Source organism: bacterium, assembly GCA_023150945.1.
Classification (GTDB): domain Bacteria; phylum Zhuqueibacterota; class Zhuqueibacteria; order Zhuqueibacterales; family Zhuqueibacteraceae; genus Coneutiohabitans.
Genome location: JAKLJX010000019.1, coordinates 1 through 22,981, shown reverse-complemented (window position 1 = coordinate 22,981; position 22,981 = coordinate 1). Strand labels below are relative to the sequence as shown.

Genomic DNA, 22,981 nt, shown 5'->3' with positions numbered 1-22,981 from the left:
GCTTTGAAGTGCACAGTTACCTTGATATTTAGCAAACCCAACCCCTCGTGGGTCGCTCTTGAAGTCAATGAATTCACGGGTTGGAACAATGCCCCACGAGGCGGCAGGACGACGAAATCACGGCAACCGAGCACGAGCTTCTTCGTCCGCGCTCGCACGGTCATGCTCATCAGGATCATCGCATGTGCCGGTCGCACTGGCTTCCTCGATCCGAATCGTTGTTGCATTGAATTCCAAGTGAATCATCGCGTCCCACGGTGCATCACGACTTTCCCATGCGCGCCCTCACCTTTCACGGCAAACAAGACCTCCGCTACGAATCGGTTCCTGATCCCGCGCTGCAAGCGCCCACCGAGGTCATTCTCAAAGTCCAGCTCGCCGGCATTTGCGGTTCGGATCTGCACGTTTATCACGAGCGCGAAAAAGGCCTGGACCCCGGCACGGTGATGGGGCACGAGTTTGCCGGAGAAATCGTCGCGGCCGGGCGCGAGGTGAAAAAGTTCAAACGCGGCGATCGGGTGTTCGCGCCCTTCACGACGAATTGTGGCGAGTGCTTCTTTTGCCGCATCGGCTTGACGGCGCGCTGCTCGCACAGCCGGCTGTTCGGTTGGGTGCAAAACGGCATGGGTCTGCAGGGCGGCCAGGCGGAGTTCGTGCGCGTACCGCATGCCGAGGCAACGTTGCTCGCGATTCCGGAAAACGTGCTGTTGGAAGAGGCTCTACTGGCGGGTGATGTTCTGGCGACCGGTTATTTTTGCGCAGAGAGGGCGGAAGTGAAGCCGGGCGGCGGGTATGCGGTGATCGGCTGCGGCCCGGTGGGTTTGATGGCGATCATCGCGAGCCGCGAGCTGGGCGCGGAACAAATTTATGCAATCGACAACCAGCCGGCGCGGCTGGCACTGGCGGAATATTTTGGCGCGATCAGCATCAACTTCGAGCAGACGGATCCGCTGGCGTGGGTGGCCGCAGCGACCGCGGGCCGCGGCGTGGAGGCAGTGATGGAGGCCGTGGGCCACGAAGCAGCGATGGAGCTGGCGTTCGCTTTGGTGCGGCCGGGCGGGATCATCGCAGCCGCGGGTGTGCATCACGCGCCCACGTTTGCCTTTTCGCCCGGCGAAGCCTACGACAAAAATCTCACCTACCGCACCGGCCGTTGCTCCGCACGATTCTACGCTGAGCGTTTGCTGCCCATTCTGCAACAAAGAAAATATGAGCCGGCCAGGATCATCTCGCATCGTCTCCCCCTCTCACGCGGTCCACAGGGCTACCAAATCTTCGATGAAAAGCGGGAAAACTGCACCAAAGTGATTTTGCAGCCCTGACCTCCCAACCTGAATCTTTTTTCTTGCCGATTCTCTCGTCACGGCCGGCTACGTTGACTGAGCCGCGCCTTGCCGGCCTTCCTTCAGGCCTCTGCTTCAGCGGTGAGCAACCAATAGTAGTCCAGCCAGTTGAGCTTGAGGCGCAACGCCTGGCGGTGAAATTTTTCCTGCAGGAATTCTGCGGTGGGAAAATTCTTGAGCACGAGGTGCTGTGACCCGTCTTGCAGCGCGCGAATCTGGTAGGTATTGCCGAGTGCGTCCCGCTGGGCAATCGGGTGGCTGCTGCCGGCGACATAGACGTTGTCGATGAGCACGATTTTGCCTTGCGGCCGCAGCGGGCGCCGCAAAGCGGCGAGAAACGCGTCGAGTTGCGGCAAAGGAATGTGCGACCAAATGAACCCGCCAAACACGGCGTCGAACTGCCGGCCGGCAAAAGGCAGCGCGCGCAAGTCCGCGAGCGTGAAGGTGACCTTGCCGCGAGGATGGGATTTCGATAGCGCGAGTTCCAGCACGGCAGGATTGAGATCGCAGGCGTGCAGGCGGCGCGCCGAGGCGCTGAGGGCGGCGGTCCAAAAACCCGTGCCGCAGGCGACTTCCAGCACGGTGCAGCCAGCCAACTCCTCCTGCAGCCAGACCGCGGCCGCGGCCAGATTGGGCTGCCGCTCCGGTTTTCGATAGATGTCTTCGTACTCCCGGGCGCGTTCGGCATAATAGCGGGCCAGATCTTGATTCATGGCGTCGTGCTCAGAAAGGCATGAAGCTCAAGGCAAACGAGCGTTCGATGAACCAGGAAAATCCAAAGATGAAAATGATGGAAGAGAGCGCAAAAACCACGCGGCGCTGAAAGCTGGTTTTGGTGAGCCACAAGACCGCCGGAAACAGCAGGCCGACGATCGCCATCTGGCCCAGCTCGACGCCGAGGTTGAACGAGAGCAGCGAACCGATCAGGCCGCGGGCCGGGAGGCCGAGGTCGCGCAACACATTGGCGAAACCGAAGCCGTGCACCAGGCCGAAGAAAAACGTCAGCAGCCAGCGGTGGCGCGCCAGCCGTTCCGTCTCCGCGCGGTCGTTGCCGGTGAAGATGATGAAATTCTCCGCCGCCACGTAAGCGATGCTGAGCGCAATGCCGGACTCGATCAGGCGCGTGGGCAGTGCGACGATTTCGAGCGCCGCCAGAATCAGCGTCAGGCTGTGGGCGATGGTGAAGGAGGTGACGATTTTGATGAGATCGAGAAAACGTCCGCCAATGGCAATCAAGCCCAACAGGAACATGAGATGATCATAGCCCAGGAAAATGTGGTCGACGCCCAGCCGCACGAACTCCGCCAACTGCGCCAACAGAGAAACCGGGCCGCCGGGGCGAAAGCGATAGCGTGGCTGTTCCCGGCTCAGCACCGCCGTCTGCACGGTATCGCCAGCCACCGCTTTCGCCAGCGTCAGGTGGGCCGCGCCGAATTTCTCGAAGAAGTCCACGCTCAGCGCCAATTCTGCCGGCGGCGGTGAAACCCGCGTGCTGAAGGTGAAATCAATGAACACGTTGCCGAATTCATCCTGATGGAAGCCCGCCGGCTGTTCCGTCAGCGTGGCCGCGGTGTAGCCCAACGCCAGGTTGAAGTGCCCGGCAACGTAAGCCTGCAACTCCGGCATGGCTTGCAGCAATTCCTCCCGGTCGGTGACGCCGTCTTGATTGCGATCGAGCGGGAAGACTCGTTCGAGATCATTGAGATCGAAAGTCAGTGTCAGGGTGATTTCGTTCGGTTGCACGGTGAGCGTGGCATAGCTGCTGTTGATTTGATGCGCCTGCAAGCCGGCCGCGCTCGCACCCAGCAAGCCTGCCACCCAAATCAATAAATATCTCTTCAAAAGAAACCTCCGGCAGTGTTCCTGCTGCCTTGTGATTTACGTTGTGTCGCGCGGCTTCCGCCGCAACCGGCGGGCAGATTGCAACGCCGCTGCCGCCGGGCGAATTTCTGCTGAACAAATATGAAAGGGCACGCAAAGTAATTCACGCGCCGGAATTAGTCAAGCCTGCCCTTGAAATTGACGGGTTAATTTGTTATGCTGCCGGCGCAATGATGTGCTTATCCGCCATCTTCTTCCCGCTTTGACGATATACTTGAGAAGGAGCGTGACCCCATGCCGATCGATCTATCCCGTACCAGCGCCTTCCTGCGCCGCCATATCGGACCAAGCGAGGAAGAGACCGCCGCCATGCTCAAAGCCCTGCATCTCCCCTCATTGGAAGCTTTCATTGCAACCGTGGTGCCCGCTCACCTGCGCACCGCGCGGCCGCTCGAACTGGACGCAATTCGTACTGAGTACGAAGTCACCACCCAGCTCAGATCCATCGCGGAAAAAAACAAGATCTACCGCTCGCTCATCGGCATGGGATACTCGGATACCATCACCCCGCCGGTCATTCAACGCAACCTTCTGGAGAATCCCGGCTGGTACACGCAATACACGCCCTATCAAGCCGAGATTGCCCAGGGCCGGCTCGAGGCGCTGCTGAATTTTCAAACGATGGTGATCGACCTCACCGGGTTGCCGGTGGCGAATGCCTCGCTACTGGACGAGGCCACCGCCGCCGCAGAAGCCATGACCACGTTTTATCGCGCCAAGCATGAGCCGGCCGGCGGCCGCTTTTTCGTCTCGCAGGATTGCCATCCGCAAAACATCGCGGTGATCAAGACCCGCGCGCTGCCGCTCGGCATCGAGATCATCGTCGGTGACCACGAGAAGTTCGAATTCACGCCGGAGGTGTTCGGGGCGCTGCTGCAATATCCGGCGAGCGACGGCGCAGTTTACGACTACCGCGAATTCTGCCGGCGCGCCCACGCCGCCGGCGCCTTGGTGGCGGTTGCAGCCGATCTCATGAGCCTGGTGCTGCTCACCCCGCCCGGCGAGTTCGGCGCGGACGCCGCCGTCGGCAACTCGCAGCGCTTTGGAGTGCCGCTCGGCTATGGCGGCCCGCACGCCGCTTTCTTTGCGGTCCGCGATGAGTTCAAACGGCTGATGCCGGGTCGCATCATCGGCGTGTCGATCGATGCCCACGGCCGGCCGGCGCTGCGCATGGCGCTGCAAACGCGCGAGCAGCATATTCGCCGGGAAAAGGCCACTTCCAACATCTGCACGGCACAGGTGCTGCTCGCGGTGATGGCGGGCATGTATGCCGTTTACCACGGCCCGCGCGGCCTCCAGCGCATCGCCACCCGCATTCACAACATGACTAAAGTGCTGGCGCTCAGTCTCAAGCGCCTGGGCTACCGGCTTTATCATGATGATTTCTTCGATACCATTCGCGTGGAGATCGGGCAGAGCGCGCTGCCCAAAATTCTCGCGGCGGCCGATGCGCAGCGCTTCAATTTCCGCAAGTATGATGACGGCTCGCTCGGCCTGTCGCTGGATCAGATTTCCAGCGCCGAAGAGGTGGCGGAATTGATCAAGATATTTGCGCTCGAGCGCGCGCCGAAATTCACGGTGGCCGAGGTGGCGGCCGCGGCGCCGTCGGGCTATGCCGGCCGAATGCCGCGCCATACGGCTTTCCTGCAGCATCCCGTCTTCAACCAGTACCATTCCGAAACCGAAATGCTGCGCTACGTGCGCCGGCTGGAGTCCAAGGATCTCTCCCTCACCACCAGCATGATTCCGCTCGGCTCGTGCACGATGAAGCTCAACGCCACCAGCGAAATGTTTCCGGTGAGCTGGCCGGAGTTCAGCAAGCTGCACCCCTTTGCGCCGGTTGAGCAAGCCGCGGGCTATCAGGAGTTGTTTCACCAACTCGAAACCTGGCTGGCGGAAGCCACCGGCTTCCATGCGATTTCATTGCAGCCCAATGCCGGTGCGCAGGGTGAATACACCGGCCTGCTGGTGATTCGCGCCTATCATCGCGACCGCGGCGAGCAACACCGCGACGTTTGTTTGATCCCGCAATCCGCGCACGGCACCAATCCCGCCAGCGCCGTGATGGCGGGCTTTCAGGTGGTGGTGGTGCGCTGCGATGAGCAGGGCAACATCGATTTCGCGGACTTGAAAGCCAAGGCGGAACAGCAGCGTGACCGCCTGGCGGCGTTGATGGTGACCTATCCTTCGACCCACGGTGTCTTCGAAGAGGCGATCAAGGACATTTGCGAGGTGATTCACAAAAACGGCGGACAAGTTTACATGGACGGCGCGAATCTCAATGCGCAGTTGGGCTTGTGCCGGCCGGCGGAACTGGGAGCGGATGTTTGCCATCTGAATTTGCACAAAACCTTCTGCATTCCGCACGGCGGCGGCGGCCCAGGGATGGGCCCGATCGGCGTGGCCGCGCATCTCGCGCCGTTTTTGCCCACGCATCCAGTGATCTCGACCGGCGGCGAGAAGGGCATCGGGCCGGTCTCCGCCGCGCCCTGGGGCAGCCCCAACATTTTGGTGATCTCGTGGACTTACATCGCGATGATGGGCGGCGAGGGTTTGACCATGGCCACCAAGATGGCGATCCTCAACGCCAATTACATGGCGCATCGGCTGCAGAAGTATTTCCCGGTTTTGTACAAGGGCGGCAACGGCCGCGTGGCCCACGAGTTCATTCTGGACATGCGCGGCTTCAAGAGCAGCGCCGGCATCGAAGTGGAAGACATCGCGAAACGCCTGATGGACTACGGCTTTCACGCACCCACCGTTTCCTTTCCCGTGGCCGGGACGCTGATGATCGAACCGACCGAAAGCGAATCCAAGGCCGAGCTTGACCGGTTCTGCGAGGCGCTGATTGCGATCAAGGCGGAAATCCAAGAGATCGAGCAAGACAGCGCGGCACGGGGCAACAATGTGTTGGTGAATGCGCCGCACACCGCCGCCGTGGTGGTCGCCGACAACTGGCAAATGCCGTACAGCCGCGAAAAGGCCGCATTCCCGGCGCCGTGGCTGCGGCAGCACAAGTTCTGGCCGGCAGTCGGCCGCATCAACAATGCCTATGGCGATCGCAACCTGGTGTGCGCCTGCCCGCCGATGGAAGCCTATCACAGCGAGACCAGCGGCACCTGAACGCGGGGCAGCCGGTGAACCTGGCCGCTGCGCCGGCGCGAGCACAAACCGGTTGGTGGAAATCGACATGCGCAGAGTAGTCTGCTCCTCCACGCGAATCACGATTCGCGGTTGGACTCGGGCAGACGGCTCTGCGCATTTTTTTCTGCAGGCCAGTGGTGATCATTGCCGCACAAATATGAGGCAATGCGCCTTGCTTTTCGAATTCAACTTCTGCAAAGCAGCAATGCAATCGGGAGGGGGCCAGAGTACTCGCTCACCCTGAGAATATGACAAAAGGGTTGCATCACAATGAATTCATATTATTTTGAAGGCAATGCCGCTTGAGAAACAACACTCGGGCGCGCATTTCGAGTTGTCTGCCAAGCGAGCGATGCTTCTTCACCTCTGCACCTGGGTTTCATGATGCCGCCAGCCAGGATTCTTGCAGCGCTTTTCCTGCTGAGTCTCCCGGCCTGCACAGCGGAACAGCCTCCACCGGAGCGCCGGCCGTCGTCGCAGGTTGCGCCCGCCTCGCTCGCTCATCTGCGCAGCCTGGTGGGCAAATATCCGACGGAAGTCCGGCTCTGGGAAACCTCGCCGCTGCATGAACGGCTCACCGCGCTGCTGGGCGATCGCTTTCCCGATTTTGTGGAAAACATGCAAGTCGCCGGCCCCGTCACGGCCGAGGGTGACATCATCTATGTCACGGGCAACAAACCGCACAGCGGCGGCGCCGAGGCCGCGGCCTTTTGGGTGGAGATGGCGAGCGGCCGCATCAATGTGTGGTTGATGGTCAACGAGCAAGCCCACAGCTATGCGGAAGCCGGAATCGCCGGCAAACGGCCTGCCGCTGTCGAAACGTTGATCAGTGAGTTGTTGCCGGCCCCGTAGGACAGGATGGCCATCGCGAGTGCGCCCCGGCGCGCAAAAGAAACTGCGGAACACGCACCGCAAAAAATGTGATTCAGCCTGACCCGACCAGCTTGATTCATCCCGCTGAGGAGACGGAAATGCTGCGAAACGCCGGATGGATTGTGATGGCAGTTCTCTGCGCCTGTTCTCCGCGTCAAAACACGCCCGCGCACCCTCCCGCGCCGCCGGCGCCACAACGCCCGGCACTGAAAGCCGTGATCAGTGCCGACTACACCAAACTCACCTTGGGAGAGCAGGTCTTGCTGGAGGCCGGGAAGGACGGCTTTCTCTCCATTCACCAAGTGCGCTATTCTCCGGCGCAAGACTATTTCCTGGTGATCGGCTGCGGCTATGAATGCAATGACAATGTCGGATTTCTTTTCGCGGCCGACGGCAGCGGTAAGCGCAAATTCACTGCGCGGTGGGATTTCATCCTGCAAACCGCAGCCGAATGGTCGGCGGACGGCAAGTACGTCTACTACTATCGCATCAACTCCAGCGGCGCCGAAGCACCGGCCGGCACGCCTGCCCCCGGCTGGGTGCAGGTGGAAATCAAAACCGGAACAAAAGCTCCGGCAGCAACACGCGTGTTGAAGCCGGCTGCGACTTATCGCGTTTTCAATGTGGCAAGCGATGACGTTTTGAACGTGCGCGTGGCCGCGGGCGCGGCGGCGCCGATTGCAGGTACGTTGCCTGCTACAGCCGCCGGTGTGCGTGTAACCGGCACCGGAGTGACCGCGGGCGGCAGCGTATGGGTGCCCATCCGGTATGGCGAGCTGGCGGGCTGGATCAATCAAAACTTTCTATGCGAGGAATGAAGCTCTTGCGGCCGGGTCTTGACGGATCGTGAGTCATCGCTTCTGCACCGGAAACACAATTCGCCGGGCCTGCGGGCAATGAGCCCAGCCGCCCGTCTTCAACATACTCACCATTCAAGCAAGGAGTTGAACATGCCCCGCAAGTTGAAACGAACTACGCATCGCAGCGTCGCCGGCAAGAAGCTCTATGCCGTGCGGGACGCCAAGGGGCGCTTTGTTGACATTCAGACGTATGAACGCGCCCACCGCCAGGATTTGAAGCGCAAGAGCAAGAAGGAGAAGGGCAAGAAAGGGTAAGCGCCTCACGGCTGCCTTGCCATGCGGGTCCGGCCTGCGCAAGGCCCGCGCGGCGAACGGCAGTTGCGACTCTATCACCGAACGCAGATCTGCACAGCAACGAGGCGGCACCTGCATGACGCGCTGCCGGAGTTGCTGGGTTCATCTGCGTTCCCATTTCAGGCACAATCGGATGCGAGTGAAGTTCTGGTTCTGGTTCCTGTGCGGTTTGGCCGTCTGCCTGATCGCGGCGCCTCCGGCTGCGGCGCAAGCCGGGCAACCGCGCCCACAAGTCGGCTTGGCGTTGAGCGGCGGCGGGGCCAAGGGTTTTGCTCACATCGGCGTGTTGAAGGTGCTGGAAGAAGCCGGGCTGGCGGTGGATTGCATCGCCGGCACCAGCATGGGCAGCATCATCGGCGGTTTGTATGCCATCGGCTACCCGCCGGACTCGCTGGCGGCGCTGGCGCGCAACGAAAACTGGTCCGGCCTTTTCAACGATGCCATCACCCGGCGTGATTTGCCGATGAAAGAAAAGCCGTGGGACGGCCGCTACCTCGGCACCTTCCCAATTCGCGAACGCAACGTGCAATTGCCCGCCGGTCTGATCACCGGCCAAAAAGTGACGGCGCTGCTCGCGCGTCTGACCTGGCGCGTAGGTGCCCTCGCCGACTTCAAACAGTTTCCCACTCCCTTTGTCTGCGTCGCGACCGATCTCGAAACCGGTGAGGCTGTGACGCTGGGCCACGGCTATCTGCCGGAGGCGATGCGCGCCAGCATGGCCATTCCCACCATTTTCACGCCGGTCAATCGCGACCACCGGCTGCTGGTTGACGGCATGTTGGTGCGGAATTTTCCCGTGACCGAAGTGCGGCAGTTGGGCGCCGGTGTGGTGATCGGCGTCGATGTCGGCGCGCCGCTGGCAACTGCGGACAAGCTCACCTCGGTGTTCAGCATCATCGATCAGGCCATCAGCTTTCGCGGCGCGGAAATCAATGCGCGCGAGCGCGAGCAGTGCAACGTGCTCATCATTCCCGATCTCACCGGCCTGGGCGCTGCCAGCTTCGACCGCGCCGACACGCTGATCCACCGCGGTGAGGTGGCAGCCCGCCGCGTGCTGCCCCGGCTGCGCGCACTGGTGGATTCGCTGGCTGCCTTCGGCCAGCCCGCGCCGCGCCAGCCCCTGCCGCCGGCGGATTCGATCTACGTGAGCGAATTGACCGTGCGTGGGCTGCGCCAGGTTTCCCACCGCCTGGTGATGGCCGAATTCGGTTTGCGGCCGCCCGTGTGGGTCACGGCCACGCAAGTCGAACGGGCCATCAACCGCGTCTACCGCTCCCAATTCTTCGAACGGGTGACCTATCGCTTCGAGCCGCGCGAGGACGGCATGCGGCTGATCATCGACGTCATCGAGAAATCCGCCGATCTCTTTCGCCTGGGCTTACGCTACGACAGCAGTACCAAGGCGGCGCTGCTGCTCGGCACCGTTTTCCGCAACCGCGCCGAGCATGGCTCCTCGCTGAATTTTGATCTGCGGTTGGGCGATCAATTCGAAGTTGATGCCCAATACTACTTGCACTTGGGTCTGCGTTCCCATCTGGGTTTGCGGCAGCGCCTCAATTATGCCCGCACCTCGTTGGACATATTCTCGGGCAGCCGCACCGTCGCGCGTTACCGCCAGCGCATGACCTTTGCAGAAGCCATGCTGGGCAGTTTCTTTTCGAACGTGCTGGTCACCGGGGTAGGCTTCCGGGTGGAGTCCAGCCACTTCACTCCTGAAGTTGCCGTGCCGCTCTTTCCCGAGCGCGACGCCAGCATCATTTCGATCTTCGGCCTGTTTTGGTTCGACTCGCTCGAGCGCGCGGTATTCCCCACGCGCGGGCATTCTTTGCGGCTGCAGAGCGCAGCAGGCTACAATCAACCGGGCCGGGAATTGCGCTACTTTCGCCATGCGGTTGACTGGCAGGGTTTTTACCCGGTCACCCGGCGGCTGACGTTGCTCAATCGCGTGCAGCTTGGCAGCGTCAGCGAAGGTGATCCGCCCTTGCATGATTACTTCTTCCTCGGCGGAGCCAGCTCGTTTTGGGGTTACCGGCCGCAAGAGCTGTCCGACCGCAACCTGCAAGCCCTGCAACTGGGCGGACAATATGAGTTCATGACGAACCGCTATTTGTCGGTGCGGTGGAATATCGGCGGCGTTACGCCAGTGTGGGAGTGGAACTTGAATCGCCGGCGCTTTCACACCGGCGCGGGCCTGATGGTGGGCGCACCCACGATCCTGGGCCCGATCGAATTGACAATCATGCGCAGCAGCCGTCATCCTTTTTTGGCGCATTTGAACATTGGTTACAGATTCTGAGACGGCGCCGATCGCAGCCAGCGGGGTTTGCGGTCGCGGCCGCAAGGGAGGCAGATTTGGCGTGAAAAGCAGACTGTTGGTGTTCGCGTTGGCCGGAACCGCCAGTGCCGGCTGGTCGCAGGAGGAGCACACCGCGGTTTATGCCCGCGGCAAATTCATGTATGAAGATTACGCCGGCTGCGCAAGCTGTCACGGCATGGATGGCAGGGGCCGCGTCGCAGGCCTCACGCTCGACCCGCCCCCGCCGGATCTGAGTGATTGCAGTTTCAACTCGCGCGAGCCGCACCGTGACTGGGCCGCCGTCATTGCGCGCGGCGGCGGAGCACGCGGTCTCTCCATGAGCATGCCCGCCTACGGCGAGGTGTTGACGCCGGCGCAAATCGACACCATCGTCACCTACCTGAAAACGTTTTGCACCGAGAATGGCTGGCCGGCCGGCGAGCTGAACTTCCGGCGGCCGCAAATCACCGCCAAAGCCTTTCCCGAAAACGAAGCGCTTCTGCTGCCCAGCTTCACAAGCGGAAAAAGCGAGGCCGCGGCCACGCGCTTTGTCTATGAACGACGCTGGGGCAAACGAGGCCAGTGGGAGATTGCCGTGCCCTTTGCCCATGAATCCGGCTCGCCGGCAAGGCGCGGCCTCGGTGACGTTGAAATGAGCGCGAAATACGTACTCGCGCAGCATGCCGCTGCGCGGTTTATCCTCAGCGGCGGGCTGGAGACGGGCTTGCCCACGGCCGATCTCGGCCTCGGCGTGGGCAACGGCGCGTGGAAGCTCGTGCCTTATCTGGCCGCGGCCAAGGGTTTCGCCGCTTTCTATCTGCAAGCCAGCGTGAAGTACGAAACGCCTTTGCAGGCCGGCGCAGGAGACCGCGAGCTGCGCTACGATCTTGCCTTCACCCTGCCGCTCACGCGTGAGAAAAAAGGGCTGTTTCCCATGCTCGAGCTCAATGGCCTCACCGTGCCCAAGACCGGCAAAACCGAGTGGTTCCTCACGCCGCAACTGTATCTCGGCCTGGTGCGCCGCGGCCACGTTGCCTTTTCATTCGGCAGTCAGCTTCCGCTGAGCCGCGCACGCCCTTTTGATTATCGCCTCATGGGCTTTCTGCTGTGGGAATATGCCGATGGCGGGCTTTGGTGGTGACTGGCGCTTCCGCCGGGCGGCGGCGCAGCGCACGAGTACGCCGCTGCCCGGCAGGGAGTGCTGCAAGCTCAGTGCCTGCTGAAACGCGCTGCGTTGCAGTCGCTTATTGCGCTGCTGCGGCGAATTTCATCTCACGTAATTCCATCCGGCCGGTCTCGCCGGCCACCTTCTTTTCCAGGATGAGATTGCCAACCGCGCGCGAGTAGAATTTGTGCTCGACCACTTCCGGCTCCAGCGGCGACCAGTCTTTGATGCAGAGACAGCCGGAAAACGTTCCCAAACCAATGGTCACCGAATCATCCAGGCTGAGCACCTCGCCCATGTCTTCCGCCTCACCTTTGAGAAACTCCTGGCGATAACGGTCGCCGGGCTGCGGCTGGGCTTTCATGACGAGTCCGGGTTTGGCGCCGTTGACGCCCGCCTCCCACGAGCCGGCAGTGCTCGCCACCTCGCCGTTTTCTATTTCTTTGGAATCCTCACCAAAGTACCAGACGTTGCCCTGTATGTCCTGGGCAAACCAATCATAGGTGTCCTCCACCAGTTCGCCATTCTCCCACTCGCGCTCCCGCACCACGGTGGTGGCGACACCCAGGATTGTCTTCTTCTCATTCGTGACTTCGATTTCGACTCTTTCCGTCCCGCCATCCTCGTTTTTGCCTTCATAAATCCAAACCCTTCCCGGCGCAAGCGTGAGAAAAGGATGGTCGATGGTGTCGACGAAATTGGCGGCGTCGATCTTCGGGGTGTAATCCGCGCCCTCATTGTCGGCGAGCATAATTGCCGCGCTGCTGCTCATGGCAAGTGCGCTCTCGGGTTGCGCCGCCGTGCCGTCGGCGGTTTGATCCGCGGCATTCTGTCCATGTTTTTGACACCCGGCCAGCGCCAGCACGAGCAGGCAGGCGATCAAACTCGCAGGCCTTGCAGCTTTCATGGGAACCTCCTGTTGCAATGATGGAATCCTGATTGACTGCGCAGAGATTTTTGCCCACCAGATATGTCCCCCGGGGAGAGAGGATTGATACCCATTCCGGCCGGAGCGGTGACGCCCACTCAGCTCTTGCGGCAATAGATTCTGCGCAATTGATTGTAGCAACAATCCTGCGAGGAATCATAAAGAAACGAATAATATTACAAAAACTTCTTGCTTTATTCCGAAGAGTTAGTTACCTAATCGCGCGTCTGTTTCGGCAATCAGTCGACCGCGACCAGCCATGAAAGCCCATTGCGCGAAAACTCCTTCCTCATTTCTCAGACTTCGGTCTGAAATCTTTGGACCTGTTTAGAATTCTCACGTTGCTCAAAAGAAGGCACCTGCGAGCTTGGCATCTTTGACTTCTATTTGCAATTGAGGCGTACGTGTTTATTTACGCCCGAGAATGCTTTTGGGCAAAGCGGCCTGCCGCGCCACCAGCAGTACCTGGACCTGAAACTCAGCAGATTGATGAAACTCCTACGGCAAGACGGCCATGCGTATTCTCGTTATCGAAGATGAAAAAGAAATGGTGGAAGTGGTGCGTCGCGCGATGACGGCAGACTTCCATGCCGTCGACATCGCCTACCACGGCGAGCAGGGCGAGGACATGGCGCTGTCGGGATGTTATGACTTGATCATTCTCGACGTTCTGCTGCCCAGGAAAGACGGCCTGGCCGTGCTGAAAGCATTGCGGGCGCACAGCGTGCAAACGCCGGTGCTGCTGCTCACGGCCCGCGACGGCATCATGGATCGGGTCAACGGCCTGGATAGCGGCGCGGACGACTATCTCGGCAAGCCCTTTGCCGTGGTGGAACTGCGCGCGCGGGCGCGCGCCTTGTTGCGGCGGCAAGCGCACCCCAAATCTTGCGAGCTGACCCTGGGCGAATTGCGCTTGAACACGGCCACCCACGAGGTCCATTGGCAGGACACCGCCATCGCGTTGACCTCGCGCGAATACGCCATCCTCGAATATTTCCTGCATCACAGAGGCATGGTGTTGACCAAGGGCATGATTGCCGAGCACGTCTGGGATTATCATTTCGACAGCGATCTCAACCTGATCGAAGTTTACATCCGGCGCCTGCGCAACAAACTCGAGCAGGACGGCCGGCCGCGCCTGATCCACACCATTCGCTACAGCGGCTATGTCATGCGGGAGCCAGACGGCGCATGTTGACCATTCGAGCCCGGCTGACCATCTGGTATGCGCTCAGCTTCCTTCTCGTTCTGCTGCTCGTGCTCGGCGCGCTGGCGCTGGAACTTTATCAACAGCTCAGCGACGAAGCGCAACGAGCATTGGGTGTGGAGGAAACCTGGATCACGGCTTTGTTCGAAACCGATTTTCTGCCGTTGCTGTCCTTGACCAACGGCAAAACCGACAGCCTGTTCGCCGAGCTGCCCGAGGATCTGGAGGAACGTTACGGCCTGAAGAGCCAGTTTGCCTGCCTGCGCATCGAGCGCGAGGGCGAAGCGCAGTTCTTCAGCGGCGGTCTCCCCAACATTTGCGCGCTGCTGCCGGCGGATCTGCTCGCACGCCAGGCCGGCAGCTGTGACGTGCCGATCGGCGGCCACCGCTATCGCGTACGGGTTTTTCACCGGCACTGGGGGTCAGTGGCGGTCGGCGCAGAAAACGACACCATCTTCCGCGTCGCTTTCGAAGTCAGCAAGTTGCTTGCATGGGTGTTGCCCCTGGCGCTGCTGCTGACCGTCGGCGGCGGCTGGCTGCTCGCCAAGTTGGCGATGCGGCCGGTGATGGCGGCAGCACAAGCGGCGGAGTCCATCACCGTGGCCAACCTGAGGGAGCGGCTGCAGCCCTACACGGGCAAAGACGAGTTTGGCGCGCTGATCGCCACCCTCAACCGCATGATTGCACGCGTGGAACAAGGAGTGAAGCGGCTGCAGCAATTTACCCAGGATGCCGCGCACGAGCTGCGCACCCCGATCGCGATTCTGCGCGGCGACTTGGAACTGGCGTGCCAGAACCTCAGAGGCAAGGAGGACCCGGGGGCATTTCTGCAAAAAATGCTGGATCGCGTCATCAGCGTGGGCCGGATCGTGGATAACCTGCTCTTGCTGGCGCGCTCCGATTCCGGCGAATATCCCGTCAAGAAGACACGCTTTCGGCTGGATGTCGCCGTCCGGGAAGTTTTTGAAGACGTGCAAGTTCTCACCGAGGGCAGTGCAGTGACGGTGCATCTGCAGCCGTGTTCGGTGGTGGAAATTCATGGCGATGAGTTGCTCATCCGCCGCATGCTCATGAACCTGTGCGACAACGCAGTGAAATACACGCCCCAGGGCAAGATCGAGCTGGCGCTGCACCACACGCCGGCCGCTGCGGTTTTCACCATTCGCGACACCGGCGAGGGCATCTCGCCACAGGATTTGCCGCACGTTTTCGACCGCTTCTATCGAGTGGACAAATCGCGCTCCAGCGCCACCGGCGGCAGCGGCCTCGGGCTGGCCATCTGCCGGTGGATTGCTGTTGCCCATGACGGAGAGATCAAACTCGAGAGCGCCGTGGGCAAGGGCACAACTGTGCAGGTTATACTGCCCGCCTGACCCAGGACCGGTAGGAAGAAACGGACGCGCAATTCGTTTCCGTGCCCTTCGCCCGGGCCGAAATCTCACCAGCCAGCCGCCGCGGCCAGCGCAAACCGCAACTTGTGGCACTCGGCGACGGCTGTTGGCAAGTTTCTCCCGATTCGTTCAGCCAAGATTCAGCTTGGCGGCTTAGTTACAGGCGTTGTTTCCGGATTTCTATGGACAGCCCTTGCGCGAAAGATATGTGATATCCCCCCCAGCCTGTCTCAAGCCGCCAATCTCGGACGGACTCTGTTAACATCTCTTCATCAGGAGGCCTGATGCACGGCTTAATTGAACGCCTCCGCAGCACGCAAGCGCTCGCGAAACTCGTCGGCGAAGCGCCGGCCTATGTGGAAGCGATCCGGCATCTGCCGGAGGTGGCCAACAGTGACGCGACCGTGCTGATTTCAGGTGAAACCGGCACCGGGAAGGAGTTGGTGGCACGGGCAATCCATTACCTGAGCCCCAGGGTGACGTTTCCGTTCGTGCCGGTGCACTGTGGCTCGCTTCCCGATATGCTCCTGGAAAACGAGCTTTTCGGCCATGAGCGCGGCGCCTTCACTGATGCGCGAACGCCCAGCCGTGGCCTGCTGGCAGAGGCAGACAAAGGCACGCTCTTTCTCGATGAGATCGAAGCGCTTTCCGCCAAAGCGCAAGTCTCGCTCTTGCGCGTGCTGGAGGAGAAAAAATTCCGGGCGCTGGGATCGACGCGCGAGCAACACGTTGACGTGCGTGTCGTGGCGGCGACCAACACGCCGCTGGCAGACATGATCGCCGCCGGCGTTTTCCGCGCCGACTTGTACTATCGCCTGCGCGTCCTTTCCATCCACATGCCGCCGCTGCGCGAGCGCAAGGAAGATCTCCCCCTGCTCACCCACCATTTCCTGCAGAAGCACACGCCCCCTGGCCGGGAAATGCCGCGCCTGTCCGCCGCCGCTCAGATGGCCCTGGCCACGTATGACTGGCCGGGAAACGTCAGAGAACTCGAAAACGCCATCATCAGTGCCGTTCATTTTTGCAGCAGCACTGAGATTCAGATCGACGACTTGGGCGTTCCGGTCCTGAGCCTGCGCCGCCACGATGTCCCCACGGTCGTCTCAACGGAAGAGTGCTCCTTCAAGACCAAGAAGCAGAGAGTCATCGAAGCGTTCGAAAAGGACTACCTCCTGCGCCTAATGGCGGAGTATCATGGGAACGTGAGCCGGGCAGCCCTCGCTGCCGGTAAAGAACGTCGCGACTTTGGCAAGCTGCTGAAGAAGTATCACATTGACCCCAAAGGCTTCACTTTCTCCAACACCAAATTGCTCAACTGGATACTCCTGGCGCAGATTCTGGGTGAGATTCTCGGCTTTGCTGGGTGAAATCTGACCCACTTCGCTTAGCCACTGCGCGAAAACGACTTATCCCGAGTTGTACATGCCGCACTCCGGGTGCGGCATGCCCCACTGGCCTCCTCTCCCCCTCTCCCCATCTTTCCTAAAACATTGAAATTTCACCGCGGCTGCCCGCAGAAAAAACTGGCTGGAGAGTTGCACACTATTGGGGAATTCTCGGGACAGTTTTTCCGTGCGCCAGCAGCCTGCCATTTCGATACTGAGGGACAGAGCGGATGAGCGATGCAACGAAAACCAAAACCCAAGCAGGAGAGTCGCCTGCGCGAACAAGAAATCACAGAGGCGATTCTGGAATACTTTGCCGAGCACCCCAACGCTTCCGACACCCTCGAGGGAATTGCGGAGTGGTGGATCATGCGCCAGCAGGTGAGGTTCGAGGTCGAAATGCTGGCCAACGTGCTGCGCCATTTGACCGGCGCCGGCCTCCTGCAAAAAGTCGGAGAAGGAGACCAGGCACTCTACCAACTCAAGGCGGGAAAAGACGCGAAGAAGGCGTGATTGCTTGACCAGGGTGCTTTCATTTCCCCTCGCTCAACCGAACAACACAGACTCGAGGCAGATAAACCGCAACCCAAAGGAACTTGCCAACAGTTGGAAACAACCGAGCAGATGAAAATGCTCGCTATCGGTGGGATTGTTTCGATCGGCGGGAGGGAACTGTTGCTCCTGGAACAACGATTTCACTCTCAAAAGTCTAACCGTCCGGTCGCGGGTCACGGCAGGCATTCTTCCGGCAGCCAATGATTGCCCCCTCGCCTCGGGGGCACAGGGTGCGAAACCGGCTACTCGAATATGGCGCCGATGAGGCGAACGGCTATTTCAAACAGAATTTGCTGCTCCCCATAGAGCCGGAGGTTTGAACATGAAATCGCCATGGTCTGTTTGGTTCGTTACCGCCCTAGCCTTGCTGCTGTCGCTCGCGAGCCAGGCGCCGGCCCAAACTGCAGAGGCAATGGTCACGGTCTCAGTGAGCACCGGCATGGCCCCCAGCTTCTCTTGGACGCCGGACAGCGGCATCGGCCGTCTGATCGTGGAAGAGGGTGACCAGGAAATGTGGGGCACGGAGACGGAAGGAACCAACACTTATCATTCTCCGATTCGCTACGGCGTCTATCCTCCCGGCACGTTGGAAGAGCAATTGGAAGAGATGGCGAACCCGCTCGTCGCCGGCCGCACCTACAAAGTTTCGCTGTTTCGCTGGATTAGCTTCGAACCTGAAAGCCTGCAATTCGTCGGCGCGCAGGAATTCATCCCCGCCCCTGCTGCCGAAGGCGAAGAAGCGCCGGTGGCCGGCATCCGGCCCACGTTGCGCGCCGGGGTACTGCCGCCTGATTTCAATTTCGATGGCACAATGAGCGACCCGGCTTGGGGGGAGGGTACCGACGGCATTTCCAATCTCGTCACCATCGAACCCGAGGAAGGCGGCGTTCCCGAAGGCCGTACCGTCGTCAAGGTGTTGGCCAGCCCGCAGGAGATCGTGGTCGGCATCCGCTGCTATGATAGCGAGCCGAATGGCATTGTCGCTTTCTCCAAATCGCGCGATGTCGCGTTTGAAGATGAATATCAGGAAGACCACCTCGCCATCGTGCTCGACACTTTTCTGGACGGCCGCTCCGGCTATGTTTTTTCGGTGAATCCGGTCGGGGCGCGGTCGGAAGGTTTGGTGATCGAGCAGGGTGAGGATGTCAATGGCGCCTGGGACACGATCTGGGAGGCCAAAACCTCGCGCGATGAGGCCGGCTGGACTGCCGAAATTCGGATTCCAATCAAAAGCCTCAGTTTCAAAAAAGATCTGACGGAATGGGGCTTCAACGTGCAACGCCGCGTGCAGCGTTTGCAGGAAACCAGCCGCTGGGCCAGCGCCAAGCGCGACTTTGAAGTCGAACAAACGAGTCGTGCCGGCATCCTGACGGATTTGCCCAAGTTCGATCTCGGCGTCGGTTTGAGCGTTCGCCCTGCAGTTGTCGGCAGAACACGCAAGCCCGAGCCTGGCGCCGAGGCGGAATATGACGGCGACTTCAGTCTCGACCTCACCCAAAAGCTGGGGCCGAACCTTTCCTCGGCGCTGACGGTCAACACCGATTTTGCCGAGACGGAAGTGGATGTCCGTCAGATCAACCTGAGCCGCTTTCCGGTCTATTTCCCGGAAAAGCGCAGCTTTTTTCTGGAGGGCGCGGATATTTTCGAGTTCGGCATCGGCCTGGACGAAGATACGATCCTGCCGTTCTTCAGCCGCCGGATCGGCCTGTTCGGTAGCGCTGAAGCCGATCAATCGCCGATCCCCATCAACGCCGGCGGCAAAATCAACGGTCGGGCCGGCAACACCAATTTGGGCGCGTTGGTCGCCAACACCCGGAAAGTTGAGGAATTTGCCGTGACCGAGGATTCCACCATCGCCGTCGAACAGGCGACGATGGGCGCCCTGCGGATCAGGCAAAATGTGCTGGAAGAATCTTCCCTGGGCCTGCTCGCCACCTTCGGTGATCAACAGGGCCGTGCCGACAGTTGGTCGGCGGGCGTGGACTTCACCTACCGCACTTCAAACTTCATGGATGAAAAGACGCTGTTGATCGGCGTCTGGGGGCTGTTCAACAATCGTGAAGATTTGGCAGGCGACAAGTCCGCTTATGGCCTGCGCCTCGACTATCCCAACGACTTGTTCGACGTCAATTTCACCTCCATTCGCATCGGGCCAGGATTCGATCCCTCGCTGGGTTTCGTGCCGCGCCGGAATATTCATTTGTGGGATTTCACCGGCGACTACAAGCCGCGGCCGAACTGGTCCCTGGTCCGCCAGATGACGCATGAATTCTCCTTCCGGCTGTTCAACACTTGGAACAATTCCGATTGGGAAAGTTATGAGCTGCTGGTCAAACCGCTGGATTGGCTGTTTGAAAGCGGTGATCGCGCACAGGCCGGTTTGTTGCGACATGGCGACCGGCCGCCGGAGGTGTTCGAGCTGGCCGCGGACGTGGACATTCCCACTGGCTCCTACGAATGGACCCGCTATTTCCTGGAAGCCAGCACCGCGCAGAAACGCATGCTCAACGCGCAAATCCGCTGGGAAGGCGGCGATTACTACAACGGCAATCTCAACACGATCGAAGGCAAACTGGTGGTGAAACCCTCGGCTTTTCTCACTCTGGAATTCTCCGGCGAGCGCAATACCGGCAAGGCAATTGCCATCGACGTGGAAGAGGAGGAATTGACCGAGACCGACTTCACCGAGGAACTTTTTGGCCTGCGTTTTCAACTGAATTTTTCGCCGAATCTGCAATTCAGCAGCCTGACGCAGTACGATACCCAGAGCCGCGAGCTGGGCTCCAACAACAAACTGCGTTGGACCTTCGACCCGCTCGGCGATCTCTTTCTGGTTTACAACCACAACTTGATCCGGCGAGCCAGCGACAACCGCTGGGAATTCGTCTCCAACGAGCTGCCGGTGAAGATTCAATATGCCTGGCGGTTCTAGTTCGTAGTAGCGCCTTCAGGCGTTGGGCGTTGGAAGGGAGAGAATGCTTCAATCAAACAAGCACTTTGGTGCCGATGCCAACGTTTCACGCCTGAAGGCGAAACTGCGGGCTTTTAAGGCATGACTACAAACGATCATCAAAAACTTCGTACATCGGAGGAGCTTGACCTCATGAAAGCAACATGCCGCAATACAATCCCTCGTGCGTTGGCGATCGCTTCACCTTTGGCGGTGATCTTTGTCGCCTTGGCTTGCCTCGAGTTGTCCATGGGCTGCGTCAAAGCGCAGGAAAACAAGGCTGAAAAGCAGGCCGCGAGCAAGATCGAGAGCATGGCCGCCGGCCAGACCGCTGAAAAAAAGTGGGAGGATTTCGATCCCAACAACTTCGGCAATCCGGCCCAGATCGACAACACCTACATGCCGATGAAGCCGGGAACGCGCTACACTTATGAAGGCAGCACAGTGGAAGATGACGGCACGGTCGTGCCGCACAAGGTCGTCATCAACGTCACCGACTTGACCAAGGTGATTGGCGGCATTCGCTCATTGGTAACTTGGGATTTGGACTACAGCGACGGCGAGCTGGTGGAGGCCGAGCTGGCTTTCTTTGCGCAAGACAATGACGGCAATGTCTGGCGCATGGGGGAATATCCCGAAGAATACGACGAGGGGAAATTCATCGACGCGCCGACGTGGATTCACGGTCTGGAGGAGGCGCGCGCCGGCATCATGATGAAGGCCAAACCGGCGACCGGCACGCCCAGCTATTCGCAAGGCTGGGGCCCGGCGGTGGATTGGACCGATCGCGGACAGGTGGATCAGTTGGGCGTGGAAGCTGCTGTTCCCGCGGGCCAATACAAAGACGTTCTGGTGATCGCTGAGACCAGCGCCGCAGAGCCGGAGGCGCAGCAGCTCAAATACTACGCGCCCGGCGTGGGCAATGTGAAAGTCGGCTGGCGTGGCGCCGGCGAAAAGACGAAAGAGACGCTGGAGCTGACCAAGCTCGAGCAGCTTGACGCCAAAGCTATGGCCGAAGTGCGCGCGGCGGCACTCAAGCTGGAGAAGCACGCCTACGAAGTCAGCAAGAACGTGTATGCGCACACGCCGGCGCTGGAGCAAGCCTCGAGCGCGACGCCGGTTTCGCAGTGACGGAGAGGGAAATCCGGCAGGCGTATTGAAGGGAATTGGCAGAGCGCCGCAAAGCTGCTCAGCTCCCCGAGCTTGAGGCCGTTCCGCACTTGTGTGATCCCTCACGTCGCGTGGCCGTTCGCAGGGATTCTCCTCCGCGCCGGGTGTGCTTGCGATTGGGCAAAAAACCCGGCGCGGAGAAAACGGCGCACAGAACAAGGCTCGCCTCACCGGCAAGCCCGGCAACGCAGCTACTGCTTTGCATCAGATTCTTGAGGGGAGGAATGCGTCAACTGGCACGGCCCTCTTCGTAGATGACGGGGAAGGGCCAAGCTCTCTCGCACACAAATAAGGCAGCATATTGCTCACGAGGAGGGAAGACTCCTTCAGACCAATTCTAAAGGAGGCGGGCATCCTTTTTTCTGTTTGGAGAGGGGTTCAAACACTCTGCCATATAACAATACGTGCTGAAGCTGAAGTGAGCCTGAAATGGCGAAAGTATTGACCAGGCCAAAAAGATATGATACCAGAATGAATTTGGAAAAGACCAAGTAGTGTCACCAAACCAAGGGAGGTCTGCAATGATGCGTTGGATCGTTGGGTCGAGCATGCGGCTTCGACTCGTGATGACTGCAATTGCGGCGTTGCTGATGGTTTTCGGCTTCACGCAACTGCGCAAAATGCCGGTGGATGCTCTGCCGGAGTTCACGCGGCCGTATGTTGAAATTCAAGCAGAAGCCCTCGGGCTTTCGGCCCAAGAGGTGGAGGCCATGATCACCACGCCGTTTGAGGCGGATATGATGAATGGCACGCCCTGGGCGGAGGAGATCCGTTCTGTGTCGATTCCCGGGTTGTCGTCGGTCACCCTCATCTTTGAGCGAGGAACCGATATTATGAAGGCCCGGCAAGTCGCGCAGGAGCGTATGACAGAAATCTTTGCCCTGCCGCAAGTTTCGAAGCCGCCGGCCATGGTCAACCCCGTTGCCTCGGCCGGCCGCTGCATGGAAATTGGCGTGACCTCGAGCAAACATTCTCTGATCGATTTGTCAGTGCTCGCCCGCTGGACGATTACGCCGCGGCTGATGGGCTTGTCTGGTGTGGCCAATGTCTCTATTTGGGGCGAGCGCGAGCGGCAGTTGCAAGTGCAGGTAGACCCGGAAAAACTGCGCGCTGAAGGCGTAAGCCTGATGCAAGTCATCACCACTGCCGGCAATTCGTTGTGGGCCTCCCCTTTGACCTTTTTGGAAGCCTCGACGCCGGGCACGGGCGGCTGGATTGACACGCCCAATCAAAGACTTGGCATCAGACATATCCTGCCCATTCAAACGGCGGAAGATCTGGCCAAAGTGCCTATCGAAGGCACTCCGTCGAAGCGTCTTGGCGATATTGCCACTGTCATTGAAGATCACCAGCCGCTTATCGGAGACGCCTTTGTCAATGACGAGGCCTCTCTAATTCTGGTGGTTGAGAAATTTCCGTGGGCCAACACCAAGCAGGTGACGCAGGATGTTGAAAAAGCATTAGGGTTTGTTAAAAAATAAGCTTTACAATTAAATATTTTGTGTTATCTTGTAGACATGCACAATTTAAAGGCCTACA

Annotated in this window: 17 protein-coding genes; 14 read left to right on the top strand and 3 right to left on the bottom strand. The window is 59.9% G+C overall.

The genetic code is table 11. The features are described from left to right. Positions 1-275: 275 nt before the first annotated feature. On the top strand, positions 276-1,322 hold the full coding sequence (locus L6R21_21130; protein ID MCK6561711.1) for an alcohol dehydrogenase family protein: 1,047 nt from the start codon (positions 276-278) through the stop codon (positions 1,320-1,322). Between the two features lie 83 nt (positions 1,323-1,405). Here L6R21_21130 and L6R21_21125 read toward each other — a convergent pair whose 3' ends face one another. Together L6R21_21125 and L6R21_21120 are read right to left on the bottom strand one after the other, a co-directional pair. Then, positions 1,406-2,056: a class I SAM-dependent methyltransferase gene (locus L6R21_21125; protein ID MCK6561710.1), complete on the bottom strand. Its 651-nt coding sequence runs from the start codon at positions 2,054-2,056 to the stop codon at positions 1,406-1,408. A 10-nt stretch (positions 2,057-2,066) separates the two neighbouring features. Next, the gene (locus L6R21_21120; protein ID MCK6561709.1) at positions 2,067-3,185 is read right to left on the bottom strand and encodes a HupE/UreJ family protein; all 1,119 of its coding nucleotides are present in this window, start codon (positions 3,183-3,185) and stop codon (positions 2,067-2,069) included. Positions 3,186-3,458: 273 nt separating this feature from the next. Between L6R21_21120 and gcvP the strand changes: the two genes are divergently transcribed. The 6 genes from gcvP (at position 3,459) to L6R21_21090 (ending at position 11,832) form a co-directional block, all read left to right on the top strand. After that, on the top strand, positions 3,459-6,347 hold the full coding sequence (gene gcvP, locus L6R21_21115) for an aminomethyl-transferring glycine dehydrogenase (GenBank protein ID MCK6561708.1): 2,889 nt from the start codon (positions 3,459-3,461) through the stop codon (positions 6,345-6,347). A 402-nt stretch (positions 6,348-6,749) separates the two neighbouring features. Then, positions 6,750-7,220, top strand: a complete 471-nt coding sequence (locus L6R21_21110; protein MCK6561707.1) for a hypothetical protein — start codon at positions 6,750-6,752, stop codon at positions 7,218-7,220. Positions 7,221-7,339: 119 nt separating this feature from the next. Further along, positions 7,340-8,059: a hypothetical protein gene (locus L6R21_21105; protein MCK6561706.1), complete on the top strand. Its 720-nt coding sequence runs from the start codon at positions 7,340-7,342 to the stop codon at positions 8,057-8,059. 132 nt (positions 8,060-8,191) lie between these two features. Next, positions 8,192-8,356: a hypothetical protein gene (locus L6R21_21100; GenBank protein MCK6561705.1), complete on the top strand. Its 165-nt coding sequence runs from the start codon at positions 8,192-8,194 to the stop codon at positions 8,354-8,356. A 172-nt stretch (positions 8,357-8,528) separates the two neighbouring features. Continuing rightward, entirely contained in the window at positions 8,529-10,691 is a 2,163-nt protein-coding gene (locus tag L6R21_21095; protein MCK6561704.1) for a patatin-like phospholipase family protein, read from the top strand. A 61-nt stretch (positions 10,692-10,752) separates the two neighbouring features. After that, the gene (locus L6R21_21090; GenBank protein ID MCK6561703.1) at positions 10,753-11,832 is read left to right on the top strand and encodes a cytochrome c; all 1,080 of its coding nucleotides are present in this window, start codon (positions 10,753-10,755) and stop codon (positions 11,830-11,832) included. A gap of 103 nt (positions 11,833-11,935) precedes the next feature. On the opposite strand, the gene L6R21_21085 is transcribed toward L6R21_21090, so the two are convergent. Beyond that, complete coding sequence (locus L6R21_21085) at positions 11,936-12,763, bottom strand: hypothetical protein (protein ID MCK6561702.1); 828 nt, start codon at positions 12,761-12,763, stop codon at positions 11,936-11,938. Positions 12,764-13,298: 535 nt separating this feature from the next. Here L6R21_21085 and L6R21_21080 point away from each other — a divergent pair. The 7 genes from L6R21_21080 to L6R21_21050 all read left to right on the top strand — a co-directional run bounded on the left by L6R21_21080 (position 13,299) and on the right by L6R21_21050 (position 22,923). After that, on the top strand, positions 13,299-13,982 hold the full coding sequence (locus tag L6R21_21080) for a response regulator transcription factor (GenBank protein MCK6561701.1): 684 nt from the start codon (positions 13,299-13,301) through the stop codon (positions 13,980-13,982). Further along, positions 13,976-15,364 (top strand): ATP-binding protein, encoded by a 1,389-nt coding sequence (locus L6R21_21075; protein MCK6561700.1) that lies wholly within the window; start codon positions 13,976-13,978, stop codon positions 15,362-15,364. Before L6R21_21080 ends, L6R21_21075 begins: the two co-directional genes overlap by 7 nt. Before the next feature lie 302 nt (positions 15,365-15,666). Further along, the gene (locus L6R21_21070) at positions 15,667-16,749 is read left to right on the top strand and encodes a sigma-54 dependent transcriptional regulator (protein ID MCK6561699.1); all 1,083 of its coding nucleotides are present in this window, start codon (positions 15,667-15,669) and stop codon (positions 16,747-16,749) included. Between the two features lie 255 nt (positions 16,750-17,004). After that, positions 17,005-17,280 (top strand): hypothetical protein, encoded by a 276-nt coding sequence (locus L6R21_21065; protein ID MCK6561698.1) that lies wholly within the window; start codon positions 17,005-17,007, stop codon positions 17,278-17,280. A 364-nt stretch (positions 17,281-17,644) separates the two neighbouring features. After that, positions 17,645-20,254, top strand: a complete 2,610-nt coding sequence (locus L6R21_21060; protein MCK6561697.1) for a carbohydrate binding family 9 domain-containing protein — start codon at positions 17,645-17,647, stop codon at positions 20,252-20,254. Positions 20,255-20,425: 171 nt separating this feature from the next. Then, on the top strand, positions 20,426-21,403 hold the full coding sequence (locus L6R21_21055) for a hypothetical protein (protein ID MCK6561696.1): 978 nt from the start codon (positions 20,426-20,428) through the stop codon (positions 21,401-21,403). 560 nt (positions 21,404-21,963) lie between these two features. Further along, positions 21,964-22,923, top strand: a complete 960-nt coding sequence (locus L6R21_21050; GenBank protein MCK6561695.1) for an efflux RND transporter permease subunit — start codon at positions 21,964-21,966, stop codon at positions 22,921-22,923. The last annotated feature ends 58 nt before the right edge of the window (positions 22,924-22,981 follow it).